Origin of the sequence: Pantoea sp. Fr-CA_6 (assembly GCF_024520895.1) — a bacterium.
In the GTDB taxonomy this organism is placed as follows: domain Bacteria; phylum Pseudomonadota; class Gammaproteobacteria; order Enterobacterales; family Enterobacteriaceae; genus Pantoea; species Pantoea agglomerans.
The window spans coordinates 1-16,576 of the sequence record NZ_JALNPO010000005.1; the positions used below are offsets into that span (position 1 = coordinate 1).

A 16,576-nucleotide genomic window follows, 5' to 3' on the forward strand; every position below is an offset into this window, starting at 1 on the left:
CGGAATTGGTAGACGCGCTAGCTTCAGGTGTTAGTGTCTTAACGGACGTGAGGGTTCAAGTCCCTCTCTTCGCACCAACGTTGTCATCTTCAGGCCTTTCCCGCTCATCTCTTCTGTTCCCCTGTAGTTTCGTTTTACACCCTGCTCGTTTTACCTTTTCCAGTTGTTCTGTTTTCCGGTCGCTTTACCTTTTCCAGCCGCTTTACCCCGTTCGCCGGTTTTAACCACTCCGCTTATGTTAATTCAGATGAAAATTCACAGAGACAGCCGCCAGTCCGCCCGCTAACGCCAGACAGGATGGCAGCAGCAGATAGTGACGCAGCCGCTGGTTAAACAGCATCACGACTGTCAGCAGCAGCGCAACCGTCATCACCATCCGCCACTGGCTGAAGCTCGGTTCCCATAAGGCGAACAGCGGCAGCGCAATGCACGGCAGCAACACGCCCCACGCACTATCCAGCTTTTTACCCAGCGCCCAACTGACTCCCCACAGGCCGCAGGCCGCGATAATCGCTATCCCCATGACACCAACCTCAAATGATAAGCATTCCCATTATCATATGACAGTTTTGCCTGCTCTGCAGCCTGTTTTTGTCACGCCCGGCAACGAAGATGACAGACCAGTTGGAAAATGCTAGATTGCGGCCGATAACACCTTTAATAACAGCAACAGCAATAATTTGCTCATTGTCTGGCAGAACCTGATTTTGCCGGCGTGCGCTTTGGTATTTCAGGGTCGTCACGAGTACTTATAATGAAATTACAATCCTATGAAGAGCTGAAGCAGAGTAAATACCGGCTTTCAGTGATGCTTTTCCTGTTTCTGAATATCGCCGTTTCGCTATTTCATCTGCTGCCAATAATGAGCAGTGAGAAAAGTGAGACGACCCTGCCGGTAATGAGTGTCGCGGCCTTTAGCGGCATTATGTTAATTTCCCTTTTAATATGGCCTAAAGTAAAACTTCCCCTGTTAAATCCTGTGGCGCTGCTGCTGGGAATGCTCTGGGCCTGGCATATTAATTATCGCTTTCATCAGGTGTTCTATTTTGATGGTGGCTTTCTTATTATCAGTTTGATCAGTGTGTTATTTATCAGTGCCATCGCCCTGAGCGATTATCTGGGGGCTTTTTGTCTGCATGTCACGCCACCGGTGCTCACCGTATTGCTGCTCGACAATGCACAGCACCTGCCGCTGATCCTGCTAACCATTACGCTGCCGCTGATTGGTTTCTCACTACAGCATCTGATGCGCCGCCGTGCCGACAACTTTACTCTGCGCCTGATGCATCAGCTCTACGAAGAGAAAGAGACATTCAGCGACCTCAGCATGCTCGACCCACTGACCGGGCTTTATAACCGTCGTGGTCTTAAGAACCGGCTGGATAATATTCTGGAAAACCATGCTGGCAGCCACTATGTGCTGCTGCTGGATATCGATCACTTTAAGTCCTATAACGACAATTACGGGCATGCGATGGGCGATCAGGCACTGGCGCGGGTCTCTGTCGCAATTCGTGATGCGGTGCGTTCACGCGATGTTGTCACCCGCTATGGCGGCGAAGAGTTTCTGGTATTGATGACCAATGTGAACAGTTCCATCGCCATGAAACTGGCAGAGCGAATCCGTCAGTACGTGCTGGATTTAGAAATTCCTCATCTTTTCAATGAAACCGTTTCAACCCACGTCACCATCAGTGCCGGCATCGCGCCTATTTATGATAATGAATTTGACCTGGCGGTCGCCAATGCTGACAGCGCATTATATGTGGCTAAAAATCAGGGCCGGAATACCATTCTCGCCTGGGAAGATTTACCCCGAAAACAGCATCATGCCGCCAGTGAACATGCCTAATTAAACGTAACGCCATCGGTAATCACTGAAGCTTCGGCGCGATATGCCCGGCTCTCTGCTGCTCTGTCCGATCGGATAACTGACCTCAACCCTGCCGTTTTCCCACCCGCAACGACGATTTTTTACACGACTTGTAGAGTTAATCAATAACGATTATCATTTGCTTTCTTATCTACACTTTTCGCGAGTCGTCATGGCAACCGTTTCAGCTCAGGAACAGCGTTTTAACGCTCAGTCGATGATCTTCCGGCAGAATGACCGTCCACTGGCGGAAAGTCTGCATGAGCGGCTGCAACAACAGCGCAGCTATCTGCTTGAATCGACGAAGCTCAGCCAGCCTGCGCCGCGCGACACGCTGACCCTCGCCGCCTGGTCACAATCAGAAGCCTTTACCCCAATTATTCAGCGCTACAGCGATTATCTCTATCGCGATCATCCTGATGCCGTTCGTGAAGCGAAACCGGTGCTGTCACTCTGGGCGCAATGGTATTTTGGCCTGCTGCTGCCAACACTGATCATGGCGCTGTTGCAGGAGTCGCGTGCGCTGGACTGCTCGCCAGAGCATATCCGCGTCGGTTTTCATGAGAATGGTCATCCGGCCACTTTCTGGATCGATGTGCAGGAGGATGAAGAAGCGCGCTATCTTAACCCTCAGCAGCGTATCGATCGGCTGATTCAGCAGCATCTGATCCCGGTGGTCAATGGTATTACGCAGCATGGTGATATCAACGCCCGACTCATCTGGAACAATATGGGCTACTCATTCCAGTGGTTCCTGGGTGAACTGAAAAGCCAGATCGATGAGTCGCTGGTGCTGCAACTGGAGCAGGCGCTATTCTTCAACCAGCGGCTGCTGGATGGCAGCGAAAATCCGCTCTACCGCACCATGATCCCGCGCAACGGCGAACTGGTCCGTCGCAGCTGCTGCCAGCGTTATCGCATTCCCGATGTCGAACAATGCGGCAACTGCACCCTGAGCGGCAGCTAAACAGACTTAATTACGCTGAATTCTCCGTTTATCTCGTTTACAGGCACTGAGGCTTGTGGCAATTTTTACGCCTTCGATCAGCCTGGAGAGAAAGATGAGCCTGGAGTCCGTGCGCCAGTTCTTCGCCGAACACGCCCCTGAAATTGAAATTATTGAACTGGCCGAAAGTACTGCGACGGTCGGGATAGCTGCCCGCGCCCATGGCGTGACGCCAGGTGAGATTGCCAAAACCCTGTCACTGAAAGTGAAAAACGACGTGGTGCTGATTGTGACACGAGGCGATGCCCGGCTGGATAATCGCAAGCTGAAAGCGGCGCTGGGGGCGAAAGCGCGAATGCTGAGCGTGGACGAGGTGATTAACTGGACCGGCCATCCGGTGGGCGGCGTCTGTCCTTTCGGTCTTGAGAACCCGCTGACCGTTTACTGTGATGTTTCACTGCGCAGTTTCGAGGAAGTCCTGCCCGCCGCCGGCGCTATCCACAGCGCCGTTCGCATTACCCCACAGCTGATGGCTGAACTGACTAACGCCCGCTGGGTCGATGTGTGCGAAGCAATGTAATGCCGGGTATCAGCTCACACAAGCCCTGCACCTTCTGCCCGCGTCCTGATGCGGCTGACAAACTGACAGATACCGTCAGCGTTTGATGGCCACCGCGCCCTTCTGGAAACCGATCCGCTGCCGCCAGCACGCGGGCGAGTTAATCGCCCACGACATCAGGATTTCAGGCGCTTAAATGCCTGTTCAATAATCGATAACAGCAGCGTGTTATCGACACGATGCAGCACATGCACCGATGCGCCGCACTGCTCAGGCACGCCGACAGTGAGCCGAAGGGGCTGACGATAACGCCAGCTTTTGCCGCGCGTCGCACCGGGACGCAGTTCAATATCCACCCGGTAATCGATGCCTGCCGCGACCCGCTGATTCAGCAACCAGGCGACTACCAGCGCATCGTGGATCCAGCATCCCGCCAGATGCCGGGTCGCCATCGAATAGTCGATCCACGGACGCAGCGTGTCGCGCACAAATTCGGTCAGTGGATGATCGACGGCGGTCAGGCGGGTCAAATCCTGCTGGGTCAGCAGCGTCTGCGTGGTGACATCCATCGGAACCAGCGTTACTGCTGCACCACTGTGCAGCACCTGATGGGCCGCTTCCGGATCCAGTCCAAAATTGGTGTCTTTGATATAATCATCCAGCGTAAATACGCCGCCCATAATGACAATTTCCGCCACAGCGTCGGCCATGGCGGGATAGCGCTGCATTGCCAGCGCCACATTCGTCAGCGGGCCAATCGCCACCAGGGTAATTTCGCCCGGATTGTCGCAAATCAGTTTGCCGATAGCGTCAGCAGCATCAAACGCATCCGCCGCGATATCCGCTGGCTGGCGCACGCCCTGCCACATCTTACCCAGCGCAAGCTGATTGACCCGGTTATCCAGCGTCTCGCGCCACGGCGCAGGATCTTCCTGTAGCGCCTGCGTCGCCCCCTGGATTACCGGGATAGATAATCCCAGCCGGACGATCAGATCTTTGGCGACGCGCGCGCCAACTTCACATGGCGTGTTACCGGCCACGGTGGTGATCAATTCCAGCGACAGTGCAGGTGAAGCTAAGGCCAGCGCAATCGCCAGCCCATCATCGGTGTTGGCACCCGCGATACCGTTGCCGGGATCGCAGTCAATAATAATTCTTTTCATATTTTTATAGGCTAACTCTGGCTTTGCGGCTCACAGCCGCAGGATTCACCGATTTCAAGGTAGTGTGGAAACTCCTTTAATTGCGCTTCGCTCTGTCCCTCTTTCAGCATATGAATCGCAGAGCGAGCCATCTCACGCAGTGGCTGGCGCACGGTCGTTAATGTCGGGACGTGAAACGAGGAGTGATTGGTACCGTTAAAACAGACCAGCGCCACATCCTGTGGCACACGGATCTGATGTTCGGAAAAGGCGCGAAGCGCGCCAATCGCCTGACCTTCGTTGCTGGTAAACAGTGCACGAGGCACACGACCCCGGGCGATCATGGTTTGTGCCGCAGCGTATCCGCCCTGTGGGGTGTAGCTGGCGGGAAACATCAGCGATTCATCAATCGGCAGCCCGCGATCCTGCATGGCATCACGCCAGCCCTGAATACGATCCTGCGCGTTAAGCATATCGACCGGGCCGCTGATTATGCCGACCTGCTGATAACCATGACTCAACAGATGTGCCGTCACCTGCCAGGCGGCCTGACGCTCATTGACCCGCAGCATGTTAACGCCCGGCTGAGGCTCAACCCGCTCCAGCATGACCAGTGGCGTACCGCTGGCTTTAATCAGGTCAATGTAAGGATGGCGATCGACGCTGTTGTAAAAGAGTCCATCGACCTGCCGATTCAGCAGTCCCTGAATTAACTCCAGTTCGCGCTTGCGGTCATCACCTGCATCACCCAGCAGCATAACGTGGCCGTGATTCATCGACTCCTGCAACAACACGTGCGCCATTGAGGCCACAAAAGGATTGCCGATGTTGGGCACCACCAGTCCGAAGGTTTTGGTGTTGCCGGATGCCAGTGCGCGTGCTGCCGCATTTGGCCGATAACCGGTGGCTTTAATCGCCTCCAGTACCCGCTGACGGGTCGCCTCGGCAACCGGGCGAGGCCCGTTATTGATGACATAACTGACAACTGCCACTGAGGTGCCTGCCGCTTTCGCAACTTCACTGCGGGTCACTTTTCCCGTTAACGACTTAGGCACATCACGTTCCTCCATAAAAAAACAGGCCGCTTTACACGGCCTGCTGCTTTTCGCGCTATCCTGGCAGATGGCATCCTCAGGCAAAGCTAGATGGCATCTTCAGGCAGATTGAGATCCCGCCCTCGCGTTTCAGGCGCGACAAAGGTGGTAAAGAACCCAATTGCGGCCATCGCCGAGAAATAAACCGCAATCGGCCACCAGTGACCGGTATAAGAAAGCATAGCAGCGGCAATAAGTGGTGCGGTTCCACCGGACAAAATGGAACCCAGTTCTTTAGCCACTGCCATTTTGGTGTAGCGATGATGAACGCCGAACATCTCCACGCCCCATGCCGCCTGCACACCAAAAATACCCAGCGACGCCAGCGCCATACCGACCACGATAACCGGGATCACCAGCATCGGTTCACGCGTGTCGAGCAGCGTAAAGGCGGGCCAGGCGTAGAACATCAGTAACAGACAGAACACGCGATAAACCACCCGGCGACCAAAGCGGTCAGAGAGCCAGCCCGCTAAAGGAATGATCAGGAAACCCAGCAACGACGCGAGGAACACCGCAGTGGTTGGTACGGACTTGTCGACCATCAGCACCTTTGCGACGTAACCGACGATGAAGCCCTGCGCCAGATAGGAGGGGCCATTTTCGCCGATGCGCAGGCCAACCATGGTCCAGAAGGCACGGGTACGCTGGAAGAAAGGCCGCTGATCCACCACCGGAGCGGCAAGCACGCCTGCGCGTTCTGCTTCCATCTCCGCTTTTCTGCGCTCAAACACCGGCGTTTCGCGCAGATGACGTCGAATCCACAAGGCAACCAGCGCAATCAGTGCACTGCTGAGGAACGGAATACGCCAGCCCCACTCCAGCAGGCTCTGCTGATCCATTTGTACCACCAGCAACCAGACCAGCGAAGCCAGCAGTGTGCCGCTGTTAGAACCCAGCGCGATCACGGAGGAGATCAGTCCGCGACGCTCTGTGGGCGCATATTCACCCAGCATCACCGTGCCGCCCGATAACTCCGCGCCAGCGCCGAAACCCTGCGTAAAGCGCAGCAGAACCAGACAGGCAGGCGCCCAGACGCCAATAGAGGCATAGCTCGGGATTAAGCCGATAAACGTCGTGGAAGCGCCCATCAGAATGATGGTAGAGATCATCACCACCTTTCGGCCTTTGCGGTCGCCGAGCCAGCCGAAAAAGAGTGCGCCGATAGGCCGGGCAACAAAGCCGACTGACCAGGTAGCAAAGCTGGAGAGCAGTGCCATGGCAGGGGTTGATTCCGGAAAGAAGACGTCGCCAAAGATGATACCGGCCGCCAGGCCATAGAGCGCGAAATCCGCGTACTCCATTGCCGTTCCGAGCCAGCATGAGAAAGTGGCGCGCCAGAAATCTTTGCGGCCTGAAGGGGTGTTAAACCGCTCATCGGCGGCTGAAGTGGATGACAGTGATGCCTGCTGATTAACGGAGTTGTGTGCCGTCATAACCCTATCCCTGAATGAGTATGCAGATCGATAAACGCCCGTCCATGGGTCGATTCCCTGATAAAAGCGGAAATTCCCCGGTGACGACGTTCAGTTGACTAACCATGATGAAAGGTTAAAGGATTCCCTGGTGTTGGAATCTTGTTCTTCGCCCCATTTCGCCGGTGTATTTTTCACCGGTCGCTTAAACTGAGCGAATGTAACTTAACAATCGATGGGCCTACTGTGCATCGGGCACCGTGAGCAATCACTGGGGACCTAGTGTATCTACGCGCGTAGATAAATCAATAGATCCTGATGAAAATTATTAGTAAAACTTCACTATCACATCCCGTCATCACGCATTTTTAGCGCAAATTCAGCCAGTTACCCGCAACACATCGCCTGAAAAAAATTACCATCGACTATAAGTTACCATTTTCTCTTATGATTAAGCGTTATAAGACTAACTAAAATCCTTTCATCGGGCTCTGTTGTCGCACACGCCTGTGACCATGAGATGACAGGTGTATTTATTCTGAAAAATCGCTGTAAGCGCAGACAATACGTTACCCTGACAAAAAGGGCGGACAGAGATGCTATGAAAATTATCCTGATGCGACACGGTAAACCTGACCACCAGGCTGCGGGTCGCCAGAGCGTGCAGGCACTGGCAGACTGGTGCGAAGCCTACGATCTGTCACAGGTTAGTGACGGACCGCCGCCGCGCAGCATCGAAATTGCCCGTCAGGCTACGTTTATTGTCTGCAGTCCCCTGCCCCGCGCGCAATCCTCCCTGAGCCAGCTCGGCCTGCAGCCCCATGAGGTTGATGCCGTATTCAGCGAAGTCGCCGTGCCACTGCTGCGAACCGGTGCGGTGCAGCTGCCTACCCTGTGCTGGCTGGCCCTGTTGCGGCTGTTGTGGTTCTGCGGGTATGCGGGTGAAGCGGAGTCGCTGCAACATGCGCGCAGCCGCGCCTCCGCGGCGGCAGAGAAGCTGATCGATCACTCACGGCATGGCACGGTGCTGCTGCTGGGTCACGGCATCATGAATAAGATGATTGCGCGCGAATTACGTAAACGCGGCTGGCAGGCGGAGAAGCACGCCAGCAGCCGCCACTGGAGTTCCGCGATCTATCATCGTCCGTTTATCTGACCGATTGGAAAATAACCCAGCACCTCACAGCCCGTTCCGACACGCGGCGTAGCAATCACTTTACGCTGCGCCAGATCGATGACGCTCAGCGTGCCATCATCCTGATTGGCAATCAGCAGCTGTTGCCTGTCTGGCGTAAAACAGCCATCCATCGGCATGTTACCTACCCGGATGTCGCCCAGCGGATTCAGCAGATCGTCAAACAGCGTCACCAGCGGTTCCTGATCCCCTATCGCCACCAGCTGCTCGCCATCGGCACTGAAGCGTACCACCTGACAGGGCCGCTCATGACCTGGCAGCGTCAGGCGCTGGCGAATGCGGTGGCTTTGCCGATCGATCACATAGAGCAACGGTGCATCAGCGGCGCTGGCGACCAGATAGGGGTGTTTCGGAGAGGCAGCGATGCCCGCAATCGGCCCGGGCAGCAGGATGGTGTCGATGACCCGCCCCTCTGCTTCACAGAGATCCACCACGGTGATGGTCGCATCCTCTTCGTTATCGGTGAACAGCTTGCGGCCGCTGGGTGACAGCGTCAGGCGATGCGCGTTGTGAGAAGGAACTGGAATGATTTTTTCCACTTTGTCGCTCTGCGGATCGATCACCGCCACTGCGGCACTCTGCTCACAGCAGAGATAGACTTTGCCATCGCGGCCCAGCTGCCCGCTGTGGGGTGCCCGCAGCGGCGACAGATCGATAAAGCCACTGATCTCCCGACGCTGTAAATCGATAATCGCCACTTTGTGACCCGGATGCGGGTTATTACCATGAACGCCGTCGCCAAAAATGGGTACATAGGCTTTACCCCAGGGGGCCAGCATCAGGAGTTCATGCGGCCGCGGTGGAAAAGCGTTCAGTTCCCGCTCGACCGCGAAGGTTTCCGGATTAAGAAACAGGACGCGATTACCCTGCTTATCAACCGCCAGTAACCCGTAAGATTCACTCTGCATGCGCGCTCCTTTCTCAGTAAGTTCTTCTTAAGCGTAGACAATCCTCTTCAGGCTGTCTGATTCCGCGGATTGATGAGCCGGGCTTACACCACCAGTTAAGTACAATAGCCACTGTTCCTGTGGCCCGGGCCGCAGGATAACGCGCAGGTTAAGAATAATATTCAGATATTCCTTAACTGCGTTTATTCCCGCATTTAAATAAATGATTAACAGTGACGACATTATTATTTTCATAACGTGACCGGATTATTTCCGTATTATCCTAAAGTCAAAAAAAGACATAGCTAATGTGTAAATAATGTTTTATTAAAAAGGTGCAGTGCAATTAAACAGCCGTGAGGAAACTATCGCGCGCTCCAGCACTACGTCGCCACCAGGGAAAACTATTCATTAATTCCCGCACTCATCGGGATTGCAGTCAGTATGTAATTCCGGCCGTTCCCGCCGCTGGCGGAACGGGCAGAGCCTGCACTATGACGGGAAAATAAAAATAACAGGTGTACCATGACTTCACATCGCCAACGTCCAGCGCATAAAATCTGGCGTAACTGGAAAAGAATATCGTTCAGTAGCCAGATGTTATGGAATAGAAAACAGCAGAAACTCTGTCGGGCACCGGAATATGATCCGGGTCAGGAAGATAATGTCGTATTGATCGCGCAGCAGAAAGATCTGCCGGAGATTCCAAAAATCGTCTGGATGGTCTGGCATAACGATCACCTGCCTGCCTCAATGGCGCTGAATATCAGTAAAATCCGGCGGGACAACCCCGACCACCAGGTTTATCTGATTACGCAGCGCACCCTGTCGCAGTGGCTGCCCGATCTTAACTTTATCTCTTCCGATCTGACGCTGGCACATAAAAGTGAAATCATCCGGCTTGAGCTGATTCACCGTTATGGCGGCATCGGCATTGATTGCAGCACATTGCTGTTTGAGAATCTCGCCTGGGTGCATCGCGTTCACGAAGCGCGGTCAATGGATCTCATTGGTTACTATAACGAGCAATCGACGCTGAATCTGCTTGCGCCGGTCACCGAGAGCTGGTTTCTTGCTGCCGCCCCGCAAAATCCGTTTATCCGCGAATGGCTGAAACAGCTGGCGCCGGTTAAAAACGTCGGTATCCGCAACTATTTCCATGAGCTGAAGAAGCGTGATGATTTTCCGCTGATTGTGCAGAATATGGAGAATCCGTCTCGTCAGCTCCTGTCGCTGGCGCAGCAGGTTGCGATGCGGGAATACCGGCGGGCGAATCTCTATCTGCGTAAAAGTGAAGCCAGCGCCTGGTTCTATCAGCGCCTGCATGCCGACAGTAGCAGCGCCTTTGCGCAGTCTGTGATGTTTCAGCAGCGGCCACAGACGCCGCCACCCATTATAAAATTAACCGGCAACGAGCGGCTGCATCTCGACTTCAATCTGCGGCTTGGTTTATATAACCGCAGCAGCCTGATTGGCGAGATGATGCACACCACGCCACCTGCGCTGGCATTGCCTTCAACGGTCAAAGCGCGCGCGTAGCCAGTGCGTAAACGTGGTGACCGCGCGGGGCACCTGCGCCGCCCAGGGTCGTACGATCCACAGGCGGGCGGCAAAGGCCTCAACCGGCTGCCACGCAGGCAGCACCTGCTGCAATGATCCCGCTGCCAGCGCCTCCCGGGCGCTGAAATCGGGCAGCATAGCGATCCCTAATCCCTGCAGGGCCGCATCGCGTATCGACTCGCTGTTGTTAGTGGCAAAGCTGCCCTGGATCCGTATCTGGACCTGTTCGCTATCCGCGGTGGTGGTAAACCGCCAGCGCGGTGATTCGACGCCGCGTGGGTAGTAAAGGCAGTTATGCTGCGCCAGATCCTGCGGCGACTGCGGTATCCCCTGTTCGTTGAGATAGGCGGGTGATGCCACCAGTAATGTCCGCGTGTCACACAGCGGCAGTGCCACGTGTGTTTCCGGCAGGGTGTCGCTGTGTCGAATGGCCAGATCAAATCCCTCGCTGCTCAGCGACACAATGCGGTCAGTCACATCCAGCTGCAGACGCACCTGGGGATAATCACGCAGAAATTCACCGATAATCGGCACCAGTTGCTGACGGGCAAACGCCACCGGTGCGGTAATGCGCACCAGGCCACGGACCGGCCCGGCGGTGTCCCGCACGCTGAAAAAACTCTGTTCAATGCGGGCAAAAGGCTCGCGTAGCTCCTCCACCAGCTTCTCACCGGCAGAGGTCAGCCGCACGCTGCGCGTAGTGCGTTGTACCAGCAACACACCGGCCATCTCCTCCAGCTCTTTAATTTTCTGACTCATCGCCGCCTTGCTGACGTCGAGCCGCTCTGCCGCGCGGGTAAAACTGCCCTGCTCTGCCAGTACGGTCAGCCAGTGCAGATGATCCCACAGCGTATCCGTTTTCATCTCTTTCATCGTGATTGTTTACTATAGTGAATAATCATTTCAGGCTACGCGCTTTTTCCCGCCGGATAAAGGGGTCACCATAGGGTTCTTAATCACCGGGAGGAATCCGCTATGCCACTGCTGCAATTTGATGTTATCCAGGGTCGTTCAGAATCAGAGCTTCGTAAACTGCTGGATGCGGCACACCGCGCCGTGCTCACGGCCTTTAAGGTACCGGAACGCGATCGCTACCAGATTGTTCAGGAAAACAAGCGCTATCAGATGGTGTTTCAGGATACCGGACTGGGGTTCAGCCGGAGCGATAATCTGGTGATGGTGCGGGTCTATACCAGCCCACGCAGCAGTGAACAGAAACAGCTGTTCATGGCCGAGCTGGCGCGTGAGCTGCGTGAGCATTGTGGTGTGCAGGGCAACGATTTAATGATCAGCTTTATCACCAACGACAAAGGTGACTGGAGTTTTGCCGACGGCGAAGCACAATATCTCACCGGCAAACTCTGAAAATCGCCCTGACTTCTTCTCTGCTGACGGTGCGCGCCAGCCACCGTCACGCCTGATAACCTCACTTCTGAAATGACAATAAACCAATCTGCTCTTCACCGCACAAATCGGGCCGGATATGTTGCAGCCGGATTACAGCCAATATAGATTGTCGAAAAACCATCCCCCGAAGGTGGCCGGTTGCGTGAAGCCTCGCGTAGCCCTGAAGAGAGGATTTGCCGTTGTCCGAATTGGTGTCCGTCGCGTTGTTTCTGGCCGCTATTGCAATCTATTCCTGTAAAGCCGGGCGTAACAAATTCTGGTTTATTGTCGTTCTTATTCTGCTGGTGCTTTTCGTTGTGCTGAACGCCACCCTCTATGCCAGCAACTATTTTACCGGTGACGGCATCAACGATGCGGTGCTTTATACCCTGACCAACAGTCTGACCGGCGCGGGTATCAGTAAATATGTGGTGCCGGCTATTGGGCTGATCATCGTGCTGTTTCTGCTGTTCTGCCTGCTGTCGTGGATTCTGCGGCGGCGTAAGCGTCCGCATCACATGGGCTGGTCGCTGCTGGCCGCCGCCTGTGCACTCGGCTCGGTGCAGACTACCCCGGCCTTTCGCCAGGTCGCGACCCTGATTATGTCGCATACCCAACTGGCAGATTCTGACTTCGACAACTTCTATAAAGTGCCGCGTAATCGCATTGAACAGCCGCACCTCAACGTGGTTTACATCTATGGTGAAAGCTTAGAGCGCACCTATTTTGACCCTATCGCCTTTCCCGGCTTAGCGCCGGAGCTGAGCCGGCAGAAAGAGCAGAGCATCGACTTCAGCGAAACCGAACAGCTGCCAGGTACCGATTACACCATTGCGGGCATGGTCGCCTCACAGTGTGGCATTCCGCTGTTTGCCCCCTTTGATGGCAATGCGTCAGCATCGCTCTCCAGCTTCTATCCACAGAACGTCTGTCTGGGCGACATCCTGAAAAACTCCGGCTACCAGAACTGGTTTATTCAGGGTGCCGATCTGCGTTTCGCCGGGAAAGATGTCTTCCTGAAATCACACGGTTTTGATCCCGCTAACCTTTATGGTTCGCAGGAGCTGAAAAGCCGCGTCGCCGATCCCACCTACCGTAATAACTGGGGTTATTACGATGATACGGTAATGGATGAGGTGTTTGAGAAGTATCAGGAACTCTCTCAGGCCGGTAAACCTTTTGCGCTGTTTACGCTGACCGTCGACACCCATCATCCTGACGGATTTATCTCACGCAGCTGCGATCGCAGGAGCTACAGCATTGAGGGCAAACCGAATCAGTCATTCAGTGCGGTCGCCTGCTCGCAGGAACACGTGGCGCGCCTGATTGCGCGCATTAAAGCGTCGCCGTGGTTCAAAAACACCGTGATTGTGGTGAGCTCGGATCATCTGGCGATGAACAACACTGCGCATCCGTGGCTGGTCAAACAGCCCCGTCGCAATCTTTTCATGGTGATCCGTGGTGACAAGCCGCAGGCGGAATTGATGGAGGCGAAGCGCAGCACGCTGGATAACGGCGCCACGCTGCTCGATATTCTCGGCGGCGATAACGCGATTGGCCTGGGCCGCAGCAGCCTCTCATCGCTTTCACTCTCCACCCAGTTCGACGATATGAAGAGTAAGGTGACGAGCTGGAAGCCCGACATTATCCAGCTGTGGAACTTCCCGAAGAAGATAGACAACTTCACGGTGGATCAGGCGAAGAATATCTTCAGCTTCTCGGGGACCACCTTCAAATTGCCGATTCTGTTCCGCATCAGTGATAAGCATGTCGAGCCGATGCCGGAGGGGGAATATTCGGCACCGCTGCGCTATCAGCTGGCGGATTTCGCCTCAGCCGATAAATTCCTCTGGGTGGATCGCTGTTTTAAGATGGCGCGACTCTGGCAGCCTTCGCTGGCACTTTCCGGCGATCTCTGTGTGGCGATGGGACAGCTCGGCGGCACGCCGTCGGTGACGCATGTCGACAAACCGCAGTGGAAAGGCAAAGTCCGTTTCCCGGAGGGCGCTATCAGTGATGCGCGTTACCAGCAGAACCTCGCGCAGATCCGTATTGAAGATAACAACATTCGCTACAGCGCTGACAGCTTCCGGCTTGACGTGCCTGGCGCACCGGAGAGTGTTAAAAGCTTCAGCGGCATCTCACGGCCAGAGAGCTGGGGACGCTGGTCTAACGCTAATCTCGCCCCCGAGGTTCATATCGACTATATCGATGCGCTGCCCGCGAAGTTCGATCTGGTGATCACCGCGCGTGCGTATGGCCCCAATGCGCACCGGGCGATTCCGGTTCGGGTGGGCGATCAGCAGCAACTGCTGTCGCTGAGTGAAGAGATATCGACCCATACCCTGCATTTTGATAACCCAGGCGCCAGCCATCGTCTGGTGATTGCACCACCTGAACCGCAGCTGAGTAACACCGGCAATATCACCGGTCAGGATCCGCGCAAACTGGGCATCGGCATGGTTGAAATTAAAATCGTGCCACAGCCCTGACGCCCGCTTTTTCTCTTTCCGACTCTGCGGATTTCCGCAGAGTCGCCTCATCCTGCCATCAGCTAAATGTTGCGAGACAGCCCGCACTCTGCTGCACGTTACTTGTTGTACTAATTGATATTTTTCGGCGAGACGCGCAAAATATAACCGGCTTAGTGGCGATACGTCTTTTGCCTGTCATGATGCCGTTATCGCTGAAGTGCACAGGGAGGTGTCGTGATGACAAGCACAATGATGAGTACCCACAAAGCCTTTAAAGCGCTGCAACAGGCAGGGATCGACGATCAGCAAGCGGAGGCGATGGTGGAGGTGTTTACTGATATGCAGCAGAGGCAGCCAGGCGGACAGGTTGGAAAGCAACTCGGTCAGATTCAGACCAAAGCCAACCATATAGACATTCGGCTTGGTCAGCTTCAGGCAAAAGCCGACCAGACAGACGATCGGGTCAGTCAGCTCAGGACCAACGTCGACGAAACAAACGATCGGGTCAGACACCTTACAACAAAAGTCGACGAAACAAACGATCGGGTCAGTCACCTTACGACCAAAGTCGACGAAACAAACGATCGGGTCAGCCACCTTACAACCAAAGTCGACGAGACAAACGATCGGGTCAGTCACCTTACGACCAAAATCGACGAAACAAACGATCGGGTCAGCCACCTTACGACCAAAATCGACGAAACAAACGATCGGGTCAGCCACCTTACGACCAAAGTCGAGCAGATGGATGATCGACTCGGCAAACTTACATTGAAAGTCGACCAGACAGACAGTCGGGTCAGCCAGCTTTCAATAAAAGTTGATCAAATAGACAACCGGCTCGGCCAGCTTACAATAAAAGTTGATCAGATAGACATTCGGCTCGGCCAGCTTACAACCAAAGTCGATCAGATAGATGAGCGGCTTGGTCAGCTCACAACAAAAGTACATCAGATAGACGAGCGGCTTGGCCATGTTGAAAGAAAAACAGACAAACTGGCCATCCGTTTTAATCAGTTAGAAGCCAAAGTGGATAAGCTGGATGTCGCTCTCAGTGAAATGAATTTCCGATTAACTTCGGCTGTGGACAGCCTCAGAAATGACGTTGTTACCCTGACCACCGATATGCGCTGGATCAAACGGTTATCTATTCTCATGACCACCACCCTGCTGGCGGCGGTCCTGAAAGATATTGTAATGTGATCGCGTTATCACCCGGTCAGGGTCTGTCGCGCAGCGCCTCCAGCTTTTCGCGCTGCTGACCGTCGGCGGTAAAGTTATCCTCCGCCAGCCAGCGCTGCAGGCCCTTTTTCACCTGCGGCCATTCGCTATCGATAAGCGAGAACCAGCTGGTGTCACGTGAACGCCCTTTGTAGACGATTGCCTGACGGAAATCGCCTTCATAACGAAAACCGAGACGTGCCGCTGCCTTACGGGAAGGGGCGTTACAGCTATCGCATTTCCATTCATAACGGCGATAACCCAGCGTCTCAAAGGCGTAACGCATCAGCAGGAAATGCGCCTCCGTTGCCATGCGGGTCTGCTTCAGCCGGGCCGAAAACATGACATGCCCGACTTCCATCACGCCATGTTCAGGCTGGATGCGCATTAACGACAGGCTGCCTACTGCCTGGTCGGTGGCCAGATCGATCACGGCAAAATGCAGCGGATCGCGACTCACTTCAAGCTGTGCGGCATACGCCTGCCATGCCGGGTGATCGGTAAAAGGACCGGCAGGCAGGTAAGTCCAGTCACGCCCATCTTCAGCCAGCGCCCATGCCTCAAACAGTGCCTCAGCATGACGCGCCACACTGAACGGCTCCAGCCGACAAACTTCGCCAGTAAAAACCTGATGCTGGGGCAGAGGTCGGGGCTGCCAGTCTGGCATTGGCTCACCGACCGGCTGTCCGTACTGATTGGTATGTTGTGGCATGTTGTCTCCTGGCTGCAGATTATCTCTGCAGATTGCCACGATCATAATTGATTAAAAAGGACCAAAACTGGCGAAAATGATAGACCCATTGCCTGCGAACGCATCAGCCAGG

At 54.7% G+C, this 16,576-nt stretch carries 15 protein-coding genes; 8 read left to right on the forward strand and 7 right to left on the reverse strand.

Annotated elements, in window-relative coordinates; translation table 11 throughout:
• Positions 1-238: 238 nt before the first annotated feature.
• Positions 239-523, reverse strand: coding sequence for a DUF1435 domain-containing protein (locus NR201_RS10735; RefSeq protein ID WP_010251467.1), 285 nt, complete (start codon positions 521-523; stop codon positions 239-241).
• A gap of 231 nt (positions 524-754) precedes the next feature.
• Between NR201_RS10735 and NR201_RS10740 the strand changes: the two genes are divergently transcribed.
• From NR201_RS10740 to NR201_RS10750, 3 genes are all read left to right on the forward strand, one after another.
• The gene (locus tag NR201_RS10740; protein WP_086905137.1) at positions 755-1,852 is read left to right on the forward strand and encodes a diguanylate cyclase; all 1,098 of its coding nucleotides are present in this window, start codon (positions 755-757) and stop codon (positions 1,850-1,852) included.
• A 193-nt stretch (positions 1,853-2,045) separates the two neighbouring features.
• Positions 2,046-2,840 (forward strand): siderophore-iron reductase FhuF, encoded by a 795-nt coding sequence (gene fhuF, locus NR201_RS10745; RefSeq protein ID WP_010251473.1) that lies wholly within the window; start codon positions 2,046-2,048, stop codon positions 2,838-2,840.
• Between the two features lie 94 nt (positions 2,841-2,934).
• A complete protein-coding gene (locus NR201_RS10750; RefSeq protein ID WP_256849756.1) occupies positions 2,935-3,399 on the forward strand; it encodes a YbaK/EbsC family protein in 465 nt (154 codons plus the stop codon).
• A 155-nt stretch (positions 3,400-3,554) separates the two neighbouring features.
• On the opposite strand, the gene NR201_RS10755 is transcribed toward NR201_RS10750, so the two are convergent.
• The 3 genes from NR201_RS10755 to NR201_RS10765 all read right to left on the reverse strand — a co-directional run bounded on the left by NR201_RS10755 (position 3,555) and on the right by NR201_RS10765 (position 7,050).
• On the reverse strand, positions 3,555-4,541 hold the full coding sequence (locus tag NR201_RS10755) for a nucleoside hydrolase (protein ID WP_010671717.1): 987 nt from the start codon (positions 4,539-4,541) through the stop codon (positions 3,555-3,557).
• A gap of 11 nt (positions 4,542-4,552) precedes the next feature.
• Positions 4,553-5,575, reverse strand: a complete 1,023-nt coding sequence (locus NR201_RS10760) for a LacI family DNA-binding transcriptional regulator (protein WP_029519642.1) — start codon at positions 5,573-5,575, stop codon at positions 4,553-4,555.
• 86 nt (positions 5,576-5,661) lie between these two features.
• Positions 5,662-7,050 carry an MFS transporter gene (locus NR201_RS10765; protein ID WP_031593277.1) on the reverse strand — a complete coding sequence of 463 codons (1,389 nt, stop codon included), beginning with the start codon at positions 7,048-7,050 and terminating at the stop codon, positions 5,662-5,664.
• A 580-nt stretch (positions 7,051-7,630) separates the two neighbouring features.
• On the opposite strand from NR201_RS10765, the gene NR201_RS10770 reads away from it, so the two are divergent.
• The gene (locus tag NR201_RS10770) at positions 7,631-8,185 is read left to right on the forward strand and encodes a histidine phosphatase family protein (RefSeq protein ID WP_010671720.1); all 555 of its coding nucleotides are present in this window, start codon (positions 7,631-7,633) and stop codon (positions 8,183-8,185) included.
• Here NR201_RS10770 and NR201_RS10775 read toward each other — a convergent pair.
• Complete coding sequence (locus NR201_RS10775; protein WP_033759801.1) at positions 8,167-9,132, reverse strand: hypothetical protein; 966 nt, start codon at positions 9,130-9,132, stop codon at positions 8,167-8,169. The two genes, NR201_RS10770 and NR201_RS10775, sit on opposite strands and share 19 nt — an antisense overlap.
• Before the next feature lie 504 nt (positions 9,133-9,636).
• Between NR201_RS10775 and NR201_RS10780 the strand changes: the two genes are divergently transcribed.
• A complete protein-coding gene (locus NR201_RS10780; RefSeq protein WP_033769592.1) occupies positions 9,637-10,650 on the forward strand; it encodes a glycosyltransferase family 32 protein in 1,014 nt (337 codons plus the stop codon).
• Here the strand turns inward: NR201_RS10780 and NR201_RS10785 are convergent.
• Entirely contained in the window at positions 10,627-11,544 is a 918-nt protein-coding gene (locus NR201_RS10785) for a LysR family transcriptional regulator (protein WP_256849757.1), read from the reverse strand. The genes NR201_RS10780 and NR201_RS10785 overlap by 24 nt on opposite strands.
• Before the next feature lie 102 nt (positions 11,545-11,646).
• Between NR201_RS10785 and NR201_RS10790 the strand changes: the two genes are divergently transcribed.
• The 3 genes from NR201_RS10790 to NR201_RS10800 all read left to right on the forward strand — a co-directional run bounded on the left by NR201_RS10790 (position 11,647) and on the right by NR201_RS10800 (position 15,734).
• Positions 11,647-12,036, forward strand: coding sequence for a tautomerase family protein (locus NR201_RS10790; RefSeq protein ID WP_256849758.1), 390 nt, complete (start codon positions 11,647-11,649; stop codon positions 12,034-12,036).
• A 221-nt stretch (positions 12,037-12,257) separates the two neighbouring features.
• Positions 12,258-14,549: a phosphatidylglycerol--membrane-oligosaccharide glycerophosphotransferase gene (opgB, locus tag NR201_RS10795; RefSeq protein ID WP_256849759.1), complete on the forward strand. Its 2,292-nt coding sequence runs from the start codon at positions 12,258-12,260 to the stop codon at positions 14,547-14,549.
• Positions 14,550-14,768: 219 nt separating this feature from the next.
• Entirely contained in the window at positions 14,769-15,734 is a 966-nt protein-coding gene (locus tag NR201_RS10800; protein WP_256849760.1) for a tropomyosin, read from the forward strand.
• A gap of 16 nt (positions 15,735-15,750) precedes the next feature.
• Here NR201_RS10800 and NR201_RS10805 read toward each other — a convergent pair whose 3' ends face one another.
• The gene (locus NR201_RS10805) at positions 15,751-16,464 is read right to left on the reverse strand and encodes a GNAT family N-acetyltransferase (protein ID WP_256849761.1); all 714 of its coding nucleotides are present in this window, start codon (positions 16,462-16,464) and stop codon (positions 15,751-15,753) included.
• Positions 16,465-16,576: the final 112 nt, after the last annotated feature.